Here is a 12,717-nt window from a genome sequence, read left to right as displayed (position 1 = left end):
ATCAATAAATTTTCCAGTCTCTAGCAGTAACAAGACTTACGGGCTACCAACTATTGCCTGATTCCTGAGCAAACCTTTCTAGAGATGTAAGCTGAAATCTCCTGATTGCCGTTATTCTAGGAGGAGATTAACTTTTGTAAAGGGTTTGAGCTTGGCAGTTATGCAGGAAGTCTAAAGAAACTATGAAAAGAGCCAATACAAAAGTTTCATATTCGTATTTTTTGGCTTTTGGCTTTTGCCTTTTGCCGCTGTTAGCTACTTTAACGGGTTGTAGCAGAACGCCCAAGGCAGAAGCGGAAGCACAAAATCGGCGACCTGGAGCCCAGAGAGGAGCCGAAAGTGGGCCAACCTCTATAGCAGTGGATGTGGCGATCGCACGTCCCGGCGTTCTCCAGGAAGCACCCACATATATAGGTACAACTAGACCCGCAAGGGAAGTCTCGCTGCGATCGCAAGTTGAAGGGCGACTGCTGAATTTGAGTGTTAATGTGGGCGATCGGGTAAAGCGAGGTCAACAGTTAGCACAGTTGGACAGCACATTATTATTGAATCAAGTAACTCAAGCCGAAGCTGAACTAGCTACCCGTGACTCAGAAGTAGCACGCGCCAGAACTCAAGTTAGTAACGCCAAAGCTAAAGCCGAACAAGCTAGAGTCACGCTCAAACAAGCCCAGTCAACCGCAGCGAGGCGAGCATTTTTGCAAAAACAAGGGGCAATTTCCCTGCAAGATGCCGAATTAGCCCAAACTGAAGTCGGCACTAATAAACAAGCAGTGCTTGCCGCAGAAGAACAAATTCGCACCGAACAGCAAGCAGTTGCAGCTGCTCAAGGCAGAGTGGTTGCCCAAAGAGCCGTAATTGCTGAGTTGAAAGAGCGCTTATCTTACGCCAAACTCATCTCGCCCGTTGATGGCGTAGTTATGGAACGAACCAGCGAACCGGGAAATTTGGTACAACCGGGAGGCGAGGTTTTAAAGCTGGGAGAGTTTAGCCAAGTAAAAGTGGTAGTTCCGCTTTCAGAATTGGAATTGCCAAACGTCCAAGTCGGGCAGTTGGTACAAGTACAATTAGACGCTTTTTCTAATCAAACTTTTGCAGGCACAGTTGCCCGAATTTCTCCTGCTGCCGATCCTACAGCGAGGCAAATTCCGGTAGAAATTTTAATTCCGAATCAAAATGGGCGAATTGGTAGCGGTTTATTAGCCAGAGTCCAATTTGCTCAACAAAATGCCCCCAAGGTTCTGATTCCAACGACAGCGCTAGAAGTTTCTAGAGGTAGAGGCAGGGGAGCAGGGGAGCAGAGGAGCAGGGGAGCAGGGGAGCAGGGGAGCAGGGGAGCAGGGGAGCAGGGGAGCAGGGGAGCAGGGGAGAATAATTCTTTCTCTCCCCCCATCCCCCCATCCCCCTACCTCCCCAGTCCCCAGTCCCCAGTCCCCAGTCCCCAGTCCCCCAACCAAGGGACGATTTTTGTGGTGACGGCAGAAGGTAGGGAAGGGAAGGTGACGGCGCGTCCGGTGGTGTTGGGCGATCGCGCTAATAGCAAAGTTGAAGTAATTTCCGGTTTGCAACCGGGAGAAAGGTTTGTGGTGCGTAGTGGCAGACCGATAAAAGATGGGGATGCTGTACGTTTTAGTATTTTGTCCGAAGGTGTGGGGCAGGGAGGGGGCGGGCGCGATACTGCTAACGCAACGCTACGCGATCGTCAGTCTTCTGCACCAACTCAAGAAGAAAACACTCAACAAAAAGGTCGGCAATGATGGAAAATGTCAAAACATCTGGGTTTAGCCTGAGTGCTACTTCTATTCGTCAGCATATTGGTACTTTAATGCTGACTTTAACAGTTTTGGTATTAGGAGTTTTCTTTTTTACCCAACTGCAAGTTGATTTGTTGCCTTCTATTACCTATCCGCGCATCGGCGTGCGACTGAGTGCGCCTGGAGTTTCGCCAGAAGTAGCGATCGACGAAATTACTAGACCTTTGGAAGAAGCTTTAAGTGCTACCGAAGGAGTGGTGCAAGTTTATTCCCAAACTCGCGAAGGTCAAGTAAGTTTAGATTTGTACTTTGAACCTGGGGGAAATATTGACCAAGCACTTAACGATGCAACTGCTGCTTTTAACCGTGCTAGAGGTAGATTGCCAGAAAATATTGAAGATCCGCGACTGTTTAAAGTTGACCCTTCTCAATTGCCAGTTTATGAATTTGCTTTGCAATCTCCATCTTTAAAAGATGTCGATTTGCGGGTGTTTGCTGATGAAGAATTATCCCGTGAATTGAATGTGGTTTCTGGTGTTGCGTCAGTGGATGTTGCCGGAGGAGTTCAAGAAGAAGTTAGAGTAAAAATTGACCTGAAACGTTTACAAGCATTAGGTGTGAATTTAACTGATGTTTTAAATGGTTTAGAAGAGCGCAATCAAGATGTTTCTGGTGGTAGGTTACGTGGTGAAGATTCGGAACCTTTAACTCGAACGGTGGGACTGTTTCGCGATGCAGAAGAAATTAGAAATTTGTCTTTTTTAGTGAGAATTCCGGGAACCAGTACTACATCTACTATTTCCAGTCGTCGGGTTTATTTGCGCGAGTTTGCTGAAGTTATTGATGGGGTTGAGGAACAAAGAATTTTTGTCTCTTTAAATGGCGAACCAGCTGTTAAAGTGAGCGTGACTAAACAAGCTGATGCTAATACAATTAATGTTGTAAATGGGGTTAAAGAACGCATAGCTGCTTTGCGAAAGTCAGGGTTAATTCCTGAAGATATGCAAATCGTGGCGACTTTGGATGAGTCGAGATTTATTAATAATTCAATTTCTAACGTTACGAGTTCGGGTTTAATTGGTGCGGGGTTAGCGGCGATCGCAGTTCTGTTATTTTTAGGTTCGCTGCGCCAAACTTTAATTATCGTTTTAGCGATTCCTTTAGCGACAATTGCTGCCATTATTTTAATGCAATTATTCGGTCTTTCGATTAACGTTTTCAGTTTAGGTGGTTTGGCGCTAGGTGTGGGAATTGTGGTGGATAACTCGATCGTGATGATGGAGACAATTGCCGAAGGTGCTGGGTTAACTCCCGGAAAAGATTCCCGCAGTCGTCTCAGTTCCAAACAGTTAGTTGAAAGCGCCGTGAGTAGCAGTCAAAGTGTAGAATCAGCTTTACTTGCTTCCACAACTACTAACTTAGTTTCGGTTTTACCATTTTTGTTAATTGGTGGTTTCTTTTCCCTACTTTTCAGTGAGTTAATTTTAACAATTAGTTTCTCTGTTGCTGCTTCGCTTTTAGTAGCTTTAACAGTTGTGCCAGCGATCTGTTCGCGACTCTTAGCTATTCGTTGGACAAGCGGAGTAAGTAACTTTTGGCTATTGCGAAAATTCAACGAACGATTTGAAGCTTCGATGGGTAGTTATGGGCGATTTTTAGCTTTTGTATTGCGGTTTCGAGTGTTAATAATTCTGGCAGCTTTCCTAATTTTAGGCGGCGGTAGTTGGTGGATGGCAGGACAAATTCCTCAAGAAATTTTACCCAGAATTAATACTGGTCAAGCGAATTTGTTTGCTCAATTTCCTCCAGGAACAGCTGTAGAAACAAACAAAAAAGTGATGACAATTGTCGATGAAATTCTCCGCAAACAACCAGAAACAGAATTTGTATTTACTACGGCGGGTGGTTCAATTTTCGGCAGTAATACTAATGCTAACCCAGTGCGTAGTACTAGTACGATTACTCTAAAACCGGGAACAGATGTTGGGGCATTTGTACAACGAGTTAGCAAAGAATTTGAAAAGCTAAATTTAGCTGGAATAAGGCTGCGGGTAAGTCCCGGTCAAGTTAGGGGTATTATTTTAAGTAACTCGCCTGTGAGAGGTGCAGAAGTTGATATTATTATGCAAGGTGAAAATGAACAAAGTTTGCAACGTGCTGGAAGACAAGTGTTAGCAGCAATGGATGAAAAAGTTAGTTTAGCACAGTTTCGTCCTGATGCAGACGATCGCCAACCGGAAATTCAAATTCGCCCAGATTGGGAAAGAGTTGCTAGTTTAGGATTAAATACTAAGGACATTGGCGATACAATTCAAACAGCGATCGAAGGTTCTACACCGACGCAATTACAAAGAGGAAACCGCTTAGTCGATGTGCGAGTACAATTAGATCGAGAATCTGTAGAACGCGCTTCGCAAATCGAACAAATTCCCCTGTTTGTTAACAATAATGCCTTGATTCGTTTGGGCGATGTGGCAAGAATTGAAGAAGGACAAGCACCCGGAGAAATTCAACGCATTAACCAAAGACAAGTTTTCATTATTGCGGGAAGTTTGAACAAAGGTGCTAGTTTAAGTGAAGCTTTAAAACAAGTAGATAAGGTTTTAGCTGAAACGAGATTACCGGAAGGTGTTTCGATTTTACCTAGTTCCAACGCCGAAACAAATCGACAGTTACAAAATTCCTTAAAAATTCTGGGAAGTTTAGCAGCTTTCTTAGTATTTGTAGTTATGGCTGTGCAATATAATTCCCTGATCGATCCGTTAGTAATTATGTTGACTGTACCGTTAGCTTTAGCAGGGGGAATTTTTGGGCTTTATATTACGCAAACTGCGATCGGTGCTACGGTTTTAGTTGGTGCGGTGTTATTGGTGGGAATTGTCGTCAATAATGCGATTATTATGGTGGAAATGGCGAACCAAATTCGCGATCAGGAAGGGCTCGATCGGACCACTGCCATTTTAAAAGCTGCACCCCAACGTTTGCGACCAATTCTAATGACAACTATTACCACTGTGTTAGGTTTATTCCCCTTAGCTTTGGGAATGGGTGAAGGTTCGGAGTTTCTGCAACCTTTGGGAGTTGTAGTGTTTTCTGGGTTGTCTCTAGCAACGTTGCTAACTTTGTTTATTATTCCCTGTTTTTACACCTTGCTGCATGATTTCCCATTCGGAAAAAGGTTGTTTGGGTAAGTAAATTTAATATTTAATCCAGAAAAATCGGCTTACTCAAGCTGCTGGGGATCTTCTGAAGGAGGATGCCAGCCAGCCTGAACCCACAGCGCACGAGCTTCTTGGATAGAACGTTCTCCTCTGTAGCGTTCATCATTGAGGTCAAGGCGCTCACAAGTGGCTCGACCGATGGGAGTTGTACCGAGAATCTTTGTACCGTCTGCGCTCCAGATGAAGTGGTCAAACCACTGCTGTTGACGGGGATTAAATAAGGGTAGAATTGCTGAGGTTTCTACATCCCGACCCACTATGAAGTTATAACGACGCTGGTTACAACGACTGCAAGCCAGAGCTAAGTTATCAGAATTGTCAGAGCCACCCAAAGAACGTGGTTGAATGTGATCGATAGTGAAGCGAGAAGTGCTGATTTTTTCTGGAGAATGGCAATATTCGCACAGGTAGTCTGCACGTTTGTGTACCAATTGCCTCGTCAATTCATTAATAGTCATTGCTGGGCAACCAAGAGAGAATTGAGGTAAGTAAAGATGCGGTCTAGTTCTCCTATAGCATTGAGTTCTGTCTCCTCTTCTGGGGTTAGCGAACCTGTCTTGTTTTTTTCTAACAAATCTTCGAGGTGAGATTGTAACTCGTCGGTAAATTTGAATAGTCGAAGGTTATCAACCTTCTCAACTTTAATGCCCGTTTCCAACAAAGATTGGGGGCTAATTACTACTTGGATCATAATTTTGCGGCTCTAACATAAAGGACTAGCTTAATCCTAGATAGTTTTGGGTATGTAATGTGGGTTATATACATTAATTCTTTTAGCCTCTTTCTTGTAAACCTTTCAAATCTTCCTGAAATTCAGGTACGTCGTAATGGATGGAAATGCCACGATTGGCTAACAATTCTTGGAACTGGATTTGATTCATCCCTGCTATGCGGCTGGCTTTGCCAATGCTGACTTTTTCTTGTTGAAACAGCATAATAGCAATTTCTAGCAAGAATTCAGTTTCGGATAAGCCGCTAGCTTCTAGTATTTCGTCGGAAATTAGTAAGCTCATAATGATTGTGAAATGGATGGTAGTTATATTTTAATAGTGTAAATGAGAAAATTTCCCACTATTTAATTAAGCAATTATTCATAACTCAACGTAAAAAATCTTGAGTCAAATCTCCCGATCGTTTCTCTACAATGCTTTTGGCTAATTTAGTTGAGTGATTAAATACTAGTACCCCCATAAAAAAATACTAGTACCCTCATCAAAAAATACTAGTACCCCTACCCCAAGAAAATTTGTAAGTTCTGATTAAGGCTAAATTAGAAGCTTTGAGTAGTAGCTTAATTAGTCTAATTAGTTTGATCCGTCGAGGTGCAAAACTAGGAAAAATAGCTGTCTGATATAAACCAAATATCAGGAGACAAACACGCAGTAATTATTCTAGTTCAAAAGGAGCAACACTCATGGCGGTGCTAACAGCAACAACTTTCGGTGGTAAAACTTGGACACCTAATTTTCTGCAAGCTATTAAAATAGAAACTTGTTTGGGATGTGGCAGATGCTTTAAGGCTTGTGGACGTGGGGTGATGGAATTAAAACCAGTCAATGAACATGGCGAGTTTATCGAAGATGAGGATGAGGAAGAAAGCCTTCGCAAGGTAATGACGATCGCCAATGCAGAAAATTGTATTGGTTGTGAAGCTTGTTCGAGAGTTTGCCCCAAAAATTGCCACGTTCATAGCCCATTAGATCTGAATTAAGCTTTTTTAGTTTAACGTCAAATTCGATACATTTTGGGTAAATTTTGACAGCTGAATCAGGAGTTATTTGTTTAGGAATTGTCGCTTTGATCCCCCCTAACCCCCCTTACCAAGGGGGGAACAAGATTCAAAGTCGCCCTTAGTAGGGGGGGAACAGGATTCAAAGTTGCCCTTTGTAAGGGGGGGAACAGGATTCAAAGTCCCCCTTAGTAAGGGGGATTTAGGGGGATCGAGAATCCTTAAGCTCATAACTAGTAACTTAAGGTAAAACACAAAATTGAGCGACAATTTTTCTGTTTCTGTCAAATGTAAGTAAGATTACTTGTTGCCCTTAAGAAATAGTTACGAATAAGACAGCGATCGCTGATTGCCCTTAGCTTAAATAAGAGTAGGAAACAAGTGCTAAATGGTAGAAATTTCTCCATTTGCACAGGCGACTACTATACCTTAAGGGTGAGAGTCGCCCCAATCAAGGAAAAATATCTATGAAACAAATTCCCGTTTCACTCTTAACCTTGGTAGCAGGGGTTGTAATTGCATTTGTTAGCCTTTGGGTTGGTCAAAACCATCATTTGTTGCCAGAACAAGCTTCTGCACAAGCGCCTTTGGTAGATGGTTTCTTCAACGTCATGGTGACGATCGCCACAGCCTTGTTTATCGTGGTTCAAGGTGCAATTTTAATCTTCGCGATCAAGTATCGGAAACCAAAAGACGATGATAGCGATGGTGTACCGATCGAAGGTAACTTCTCTGTAGAAATCTTTTGGACAGCTATTCCTTCAATAATAGTGATTGTCTTAGGAATCTACAGTGTTGAAGTTTACCGCGATATGGGCGGATTCGATCCGGCAGGTTACGAGATGGTAGCACATCATCACGGTGCATCATCACCAATTGCGAAAATGCCGGGAAGTGCGATCGCCGCACCCCTAATCGCTGATTCAGAAAGCACAACCTCCGAAACTGTAGCACCTATAGATAAAAAATATGGCATTGGTGCAACACCAACTGAAGAAGGAAAAGCCGCTAGTTTGGTGGTAGATGTCACTGCTATGCAGTATGCCTGGATCTTCAATTATCCCGATAGCGGAGTTACTAGCGGAGAATTGCACGTTCCCATTGGTAAAGATGTGCTACTGAACATTAGCGCTGTGGATGTAATCCATTCATTTTGGGTACCACAATTTCGCCTCAAACAAGATGCGATTCCCGGACAACCAACACAGTTAAGGTTTGTGGCTACAAAAGAAGGAGATTTCCCGATCGTTTGTACGGAATTGTGCGGTAGTTATCACGGTGGAATGAGAGCAGTAGCTGTTGTAGAAACACCGGAAAAATTTGACAGTTGGGTGAAAGAAAATCAAGTCGCACAGCAACAAGAATCAACTCAAACTGTTGCTACTAATCCCGCTGATTTACCAACTTCAGAGTTTCTTGCGCCTTACGCTAAAGAAATGGGAATTGATGCTCATTCTTTAACTCATTTACACCCAGGCGCAATAGTTTCCTCCATGAGTAATTAAAATCTCTGACTAAATTGGTCATTAGGTCATTGGTCATTAGTTATTAGTCATTGGTCATTCCTAGAAGACAAAAATGACAAAAGACAAAAGACAAATGGCAAATAACAAATGACAAAGCAAGTTAGTCAGAGAGTTTTCTTATTAGAGGCTGATTTTAACAGACGAAAAACGGTTTATGGCACAAGCACAACTTCCTTTAAATACTCCACCAAGTATGTCAGGTGATTCCCAAAAGGAACACCCAAAAGCTTGGAAATGGTATGACTATTTCACCTTTAATGTGGATCACAAAGTCATCGGCATTCAATATTTGGTGACAGCATTTTTCTTTTACCTACTTGGTGGGTTAATGGCGATCGCCATGCGTGCGGAATTGCTAACTCCCGATCCAGATTTTATTGACCCAACTCTCTACAATGCTTTTTTAACCAATCACGGGACATTTATGATTTTCCTGTGGATTGTACCAGCAGCGATCGGGGGTTTTGGTAATTTTCTGGTGCCGTTAATGGTTGGCGCTAGAGATATGGCTTTTCCCAAGTTAAATGCGATCGCCTTTTGGTTAAATCCACCCGCAGGCGCAATTTTACTTGCTAGTTTCTTTTTTGGCGGTTCCCAAACAGGTTGGACTGCTTACCCACCGCTGAGTTTAATTACGAATAATATCGGTCAATCCTTGTGGATTCTCAGCATTGTTTTAGTGGGAACTTCCTCAATTTTAGGTTCGGTGAACTTTGTTGTCACCATCCTATTTATGCGCGTTCCCAGTATGCAGTTGACCCAAGTTCCGCTGTTTTGTTGGGCAATTTTAGCAACTTCGGTATTAGCACTTTTCTCAACTCCAGTATTAGCCGCAGGATTGGTATTACTGCTGTTTGATATTAACTTTGGCACCTCATTTTTTAAACCAGATGCCGGGGGAAATGTGGTGATTTACCAACATTTATTCTGGTTTTATTCTCACCCCGCAGTTTACTTGATGATTCTGCCAATTTTCGGCATTATGTCGGAAATTATTCCCGTACACGCCAGGAAACCGATTTTTGGTTATAAGGCGATCGCATACTCCAGTTTAGCAATTTGTTTCGTCGGGTTATTCGTCTGGGTACACCACATGTTTACCAGCGGAACACCCCCCTGGATGCGGATGTTTTTTACCATTTCAACATTGATTGTTGCTGTACCAACGGGAGTGAAAATCTTCGGTTGGGTAGCTACACTTTGGGGCGGTAAAATTCGCTATACAACAGCGATGTTATTCGCCGTCGGTTTGTTATCAATGTTCGTCATTGGTGGCATCACTGGCGTAACTTTAGGAACTGCACCTTTTGACCTTCACGTACACGATACTTACTATGTTGTGGGACATTTTCATTACGTTTTGTTTGGTGGTTCTGTTTTTGGTATTTATGCGGGGATCTACCATTGGTTTCCCAAAATGACCGGAAGAATGATGAATGAAACTTGGGGAAAAGTTCACTTCGTCCTTACTTTCATTGGCACTCATTTAACATTTCTACCAATGCACGAATTGGGATTACAAGGAATGCCTCGCCGCGTTGCTATGTATGACCCCCAATTTATCAGTTTGAACCAACTTTGTACCTTTGGTTCGATACTCTTAGGAATCTCGGTAATCCCCTTCTTTATTAATGCTCTTTGGAGTTGGATGTACGGGGAAAAAGCAGGTGATAATCCTTGGAATGCACTCAGTTTAGAATGGACTACTAGTTCACCACCGCTAATCGAAAATTGGGAAATTTTACCAGTAGTAACTCATGGCCCTTACGATTATGGTATGAATGGTCACAGTGTTACAACTGAAAAAGCAACCAGCGAATCTGTAAGTTAATTTTAATTAGTGATTTGTGCTTCAGTGGTTTTGATCCCCCTAAATCCCCCTTAAAAAGGGGGACTTTGAAACTCCTGAAAAAGGAGACTTTGAAACTCCTGAAAAAGGGGGACTTTGAAACTCCTGAAAAAGGAGACTTTGAATCTAGTTCCCCCCTTGATAAGGGTAGGGGGGATCGAACCTAGAGTTTACAAATCACTGATAATTGGTAGGAGGTAAAATGCAAGGCGCAATTGAAACATCAGAAACGATTCTCAATTCTTCTGTCGATCCAGTAGCAACAGTAGAAGCATCTCATCATGAAGCACATCCTGATTTAAGAGTTTGGGGTTTGTTGACTTTTTTAGCTTCTGAATCTTTAATGTTTGGGGGCTTTTTTGCCTCTTATTTAATTTATCGTGGTGGCGCAGCAAATTGGCCGCCCGAAGGGACAGAAGTTGAGTTATTATTACCCGCAATTAACACCATCATTCTGGTTTCTAGTAGTTTCGTGATCCATTTAGGCGATACAGCAATTAAAAAGAATAATGTCAATGGAATGCGACTTTGGTATGCTGTCACCGCTTTAATGGGGGCGACTTTCTTGGGTGGTCAAGTTTATGAATACCTCACTTTAGGTTATGGACTGACTACTAACATCTTTTCTAACTGTTTTTACTTAATGACAGGTTTTCACGGTTTGCACGTTTTCGTGGGACTGTTGTTAATTTTAGGTGTGTTGTGGCGTTCTCGTCGTGCAGGACATTATTCTGCAAGTAAGCACGTTGGTATCGAAATGGCGGAAATTTATTGGCACTTTGTCGATATCATTTGGATTGTTTTGTTTAGTTTGCTCTACATTTTGACACTGTTCTAAGCTTTGTAGGGTGCGTTATTAACGCATCCTACGTCTAACTTTCTTGATAGGTCTGACGTTATGCAAGTTACAGATAAAAGTTTTTCTTGGTACGATGTTCCCGCCGAAGTTAAAGATTTGCTGGTGTTGGCGGCGAGAAATTGGGATAATACTGTGGAGTCGGAAAAGTATATTAATGAAGCTTTAGCAAAAACTGACAATCTAGAAGTTTTAGTTACTGCTTATCGTTATTTTGTTTATAAATATAAGTATCCGCAAGCTTTACAAGTGGCGGAAAAGGTAATGAATATTATTAAAAATGCGGAAAAATTTCCTGATGATTGGGAAGAGTTGAAACCTATTTTATTAAGTCGATCGCAAGACCCCCAAGTTAGATTGTTTTTGAATGCTTATGCTGCTTCCGGTTTTGTTTTGGCAAAAATGGGAGAACTGGAAAAAGCTAAAGAAGCGACGGCGCGAGTTAAGGAAGTTGATGCTAAAAATGAGTTTGGTGCATCGATTATTTTGGATATTTTGACTCGTCCGCCTGAAGAGGAAGATTAGAAAAAAAATCCCGATCGAGCTTCAAGTGTTCGATCGGGAAAAGTCAAAAGATTGGGTGATTTGAACAAAACCTAACGAGGAAAAACAAAAGGAAAAAGTTTTACTTCCTCCTTTTGTCCATCTCTAATTCCACTCAGTTTCTACTCTAAAAGCGTGCAGGTTAGCCAATTTTTTAGGTTGTGAAACTGAGGAATTAGTTTTTAATTAACTGCTACTGCTTGTGGTTCTTGGAACTGTTCCTTAGCAGTTTTTTCTGGTTTTGGTGCGCCATAAAATACTGTTTCAGCTTCAATTTCATCTACTAAATCCCAAGCTTCTACCGCTTGTTCAGATTCAGCACCAAAATTGGCACTAGCAGCACGAGCATCAGAGATAGCTTTTTGTAGTTGTTGTTCTAAATATTCTAGTTTTGGTTGTTCAATGAAATCGCCTTTATTCAGGATATCAGTCACAGAAATTATGCCCATTAATTCGCCCTGAATTACAGGCGCACGCCATACACCTGTGTTAGCAAATAACCGAGCTACATATTCAATTCCCAAGTCAGGATTAACTACAATACAAGGCTTGCTCATAATTTCGCAAACACGCACTTGTTTTGGATCTTTTCCGTATGCCACAACTTTGGCAATTACGTCTGTTTCCGTAACTATACCATAAGCATCTTCTTGATTCCGAGTTTCCACAATTAATGCCCGTACTTCTTTGAGTCTCATTAGCCTAACTGCTTGCGCTACTGTTGCAGAACCGCGAATAGTTGCTACGTCTTGGGTCATAATGTCTTTAGCTTTCATGATTCACCGCTCCATAAATTAAGTGTGCGAGCAAAAGAATTTTTTATCAATTGCTGCAATTGTTACGAAATTGTCAAATTGCCCGAAAAGATTCGATATGATAGTAATAGGAACTTTACTTTTTATTCAGCCCCTTCAGGTTACTTGGGTTTAGCCAAGTAACTGATGTTTAGGGCTGTTTTTTTTGGGAAGAATTACGCTTTTTTGTGGTCTGATTTTAGAAAAAATCTCTTTACCTTTTGACATTGGGAACTAGCCCAGAGTGCGTATATCTTCCGCAATTTTTTACTCTTCAGGGCTTGGGTTTAGATTTTTTTTAGTAGAATCTAGCCCACTAATATATTACCAGTAATGTATGTGTAGTGCGCGACTTTATAGTTTAGAGATTTTAATGTCAAGAAACAAGAACAAGCAGCAAAATAAAAAGTTATTATTATGAACTTTTTTAGAAAATATTTATAAT

General features: G+C 41.8%; 11 protein-coding genes. 7 read left to right on the top strand and 4 right to left on the bottom strand.

All coding sequences use genetic code 11. The features are described 5' to 3' along the window. The first annotated feature begins 182 nt into the window (after nucleotides 1-182). Both ACE1CA_RS09340 and ACE1CA_RS09335 read left to right on the top strand, forming a co-directional pair. The gene (locus ACE1CA_RS09340) at nucleotides 183-1,757 is read left to right on the top strand and encodes an efflux RND transporter periplasmic adaptor subunit (RefSeq protein ID WP_413276613.1); all 1,575 of its coding nucleotides are present in this window, start codon (nucleotides 183-185) and stop codon (nucleotides 1,755-1,757) included. After that, entirely contained in the window at nucleotides 1,757-4,945 is a 3,189-nt protein-coding gene (locus ACE1CA_RS09335; RefSeq protein ID WP_459563574.1) for an efflux RND transporter permease subunit, read from the top strand. Before ACE1CA_RS09340 ends, ACE1CA_RS09335 begins: the two co-directional genes overlap by 1 nt. 32 nt (nucleotides 4,946-4,977) lie before the next feature. Here ACE1CA_RS09335 and ACE1CA_RS09330 read toward each other — a convergent pair whose 3' ends face one another. The 3 genes from ACE1CA_RS09330 to ACE1CA_RS09320 form a co-directional block, all read right to left on the bottom strand. After that, nucleotides 4,978-5,433 (bottom strand): HNH endonuclease, encoded by a 456-nt coding sequence (locus ACE1CA_RS09330; RefSeq protein WP_413276611.1) that lies wholly within the window; start codon nucleotides 5,431-5,433, stop codon nucleotides 4,978-4,980. Continuing rightward, nucleotides 5,430-5,666: a hypothetical protein gene (locus ACE1CA_RS09325; protein ID WP_413276610.1), complete on the bottom strand. Its 237-nt coding sequence runs from the start codon at nucleotides 5,664-5,666 to the stop codon at nucleotides 5,430-5,432. Before ACE1CA_RS09325 ends, ACE1CA_RS09330 begins: the two co-directional genes overlap by 4 nt. 82 nt (nucleotides 5,667-5,748) lie before the next feature. Beyond that, entirely contained in the window at nucleotides 5,749-5,988 is a 240-nt protein-coding gene (locus tag ACE1CA_RS09320) for a UPF0175 family protein (protein ID WP_413276609.1), read from the bottom strand. A 401-nt stretch (nucleotides 5,989-6,389) separates the two neighbouring features. On the opposite strand from ACE1CA_RS09320, the gene fdxB reads away from it, so the two are divergent. The 5 genes from fdxB (at nucleotide 6,390) to ACE1CA_RS09295 (ending at nucleotide 11,460) form a co-directional block, all read left to right on the top strand. After that, a complete protein-coding gene (gene fdxB, locus ACE1CA_RS09315) occupies nucleotides 6,390-6,686 on the top strand; it encodes a ferredoxin III, nif-specific (RefSeq protein ID WP_413276608.1) in 297 nt (98 codons plus the stop codon). A 485-nt stretch (nucleotides 6,687-7,171) separates the two neighbouring features. Beyond that, on the top strand, nucleotides 7,172-8,209 hold the full coding sequence (locus ACE1CA_RS09310; protein WP_413276607.1) for a cytochrome c oxidase subunit II: 1,038 nt from the start codon (nucleotides 7,172-7,174) through the stop codon (nucleotides 8,207-8,209). A gap of 175 nt (nucleotides 8,210-8,384) precedes the next feature. Then, on the top strand, nucleotides 8,385-10,061 hold the full coding sequence (ctaD, locus tag ACE1CA_RS09305; protein WP_413276606.1) for a cytochrome c oxidase subunit I: 1,677 nt from the start codon (nucleotides 8,385-8,387) through the stop codon (nucleotides 10,059-10,061). A gap of 220 nt (nucleotides 10,062-10,281) precedes the next feature. Then, complete coding sequence (locus ACE1CA_RS09300; RefSeq protein ID WP_413276605.1) at nucleotides 10,282-10,917, top strand: cytochrome c oxidase subunit 3; 636 nt, start codon at nucleotides 10,282-10,284, stop codon at nucleotides 10,915-10,917. Between the two features lie 60 nt (nucleotides 10,918-10,977). Beyond that, nucleotides 10,978-11,460, top strand: coding sequence for a hypothetical protein (locus ACE1CA_RS09295; RefSeq protein ID WP_413276604.1), 483 nt, complete (start codon nucleotides 10,978-10,980; stop codon nucleotides 11,458-11,460). Nucleotides 11,461-11,660: 200 nt separating this feature from the next. Here ACE1CA_RS09295 and ACE1CA_RS09290 read toward each other — a convergent pair whose 3' ends face one another. Then, entirely contained in the window at nucleotides 11,661-12,254 is a 594-nt protein-coding gene (locus ACE1CA_RS09290; RefSeq protein ID WP_413276603.1) for a CBS domain-containing protein, read from the bottom strand. Nucleotides 12,255-12,717 lie beyond the last annotated feature (463 nt).

Origin of the sequence: Floridaenema evergladense BLCC-F167 (genome assembly GCF_041929205.2) — a bacterium.
Classification (GTDB): domain Bacteria; phylum Cyanobacteriota; class Cyanobacteriia; order Cyanobacteriales; family Aerosakkonemataceae; genus Floridanema; species Floridanema evergladense.
Note: the sequence above shows the minus strand (reverse complement) of the source record. Positions and strands in the feature narration are given on the sequence as shown.

What these genes read in the sequence shown, in the direction of transcription:
- ACE1CA_RS09340 (WP_413276613.1), top strand. Translation starts at nt 183, where the DNA reads ATGAAAAGAGCCAATACAAAAGTTTCATATTCGTATTTTTTGGCTTTT.
- ACE1CA_RS09335 (WP_459563574.1), top strand. Translation starts at nt 1,757, where the DNA reads ATGGAAAATGTCAAAACATCTGGGTTTAGCCTGAGTGCTACTTCTATT.
- ACE1CA_RS09330 (WP_413276611.1), bottom strand. Translation starts at nt 5,433, where the DNA reads ATGACTATTAATGAATTGACGAGGCAATTGGTACACAAACGTGCAGAC.
- ACE1CA_RS09325 (WP_413276610.1), bottom strand. Translation starts at nt 5,666, where the DNA reads ATGATCCAAGTAGTAATTAGCCCCCAATCTTTGTTGGAAACGGGCATT.
- ACE1CA_RS09320 (WP_413276609.1), bottom strand. Translation starts at nt 5,988, where the DNA reads ATGAGCTTACTAATTTCCGACGAAATACTAGAAGCTAGCGGCTTATCC.
- fdxB (WP_413276608.1), top strand. Translation starts at nt 6,390, where the DNA reads ATGGCGGTGCTAACAGCAACAACTTTCGGTGGTAAAACTTGGACACCT.
- ACE1CA_RS09310 (WP_413276607.1), top strand. Translation starts at nt 7,172, where the DNA reads ATGAAACAAATTCCCGTTTCACTCTTAACCTTGGTAGCAGGGGTTGTA.
- ctaD (WP_413276606.1), top strand. Translation starts at nt 8,385, where the DNA reads ATGGCACAAGCACAACTTCCTTTAAATACTCCACCAAGTATGTCAGGT.
- ACE1CA_RS09300 (WP_413276605.1), top strand. Translation starts at nt 10,282, where the DNA reads ATGCAAGGCGCAATTGAAACATCAGAAACGATTCTCAATTCTTCTGTC.
- ACE1CA_RS09295 (WP_413276604.1), top strand. Translation starts at nt 10,978, where the DNA reads ATGCAAGTTACAGATAAAAGTTTTTCTTGGTACGATGTTCCCGCCGAA.
- ACE1CA_RS09290 (WP_413276603.1), bottom strand. Translation starts at nt 12,254, where the DNA reads ATGAAAGCTAAAGACATTATGACCCAAGACGTAGCAACTATTCGCGGT.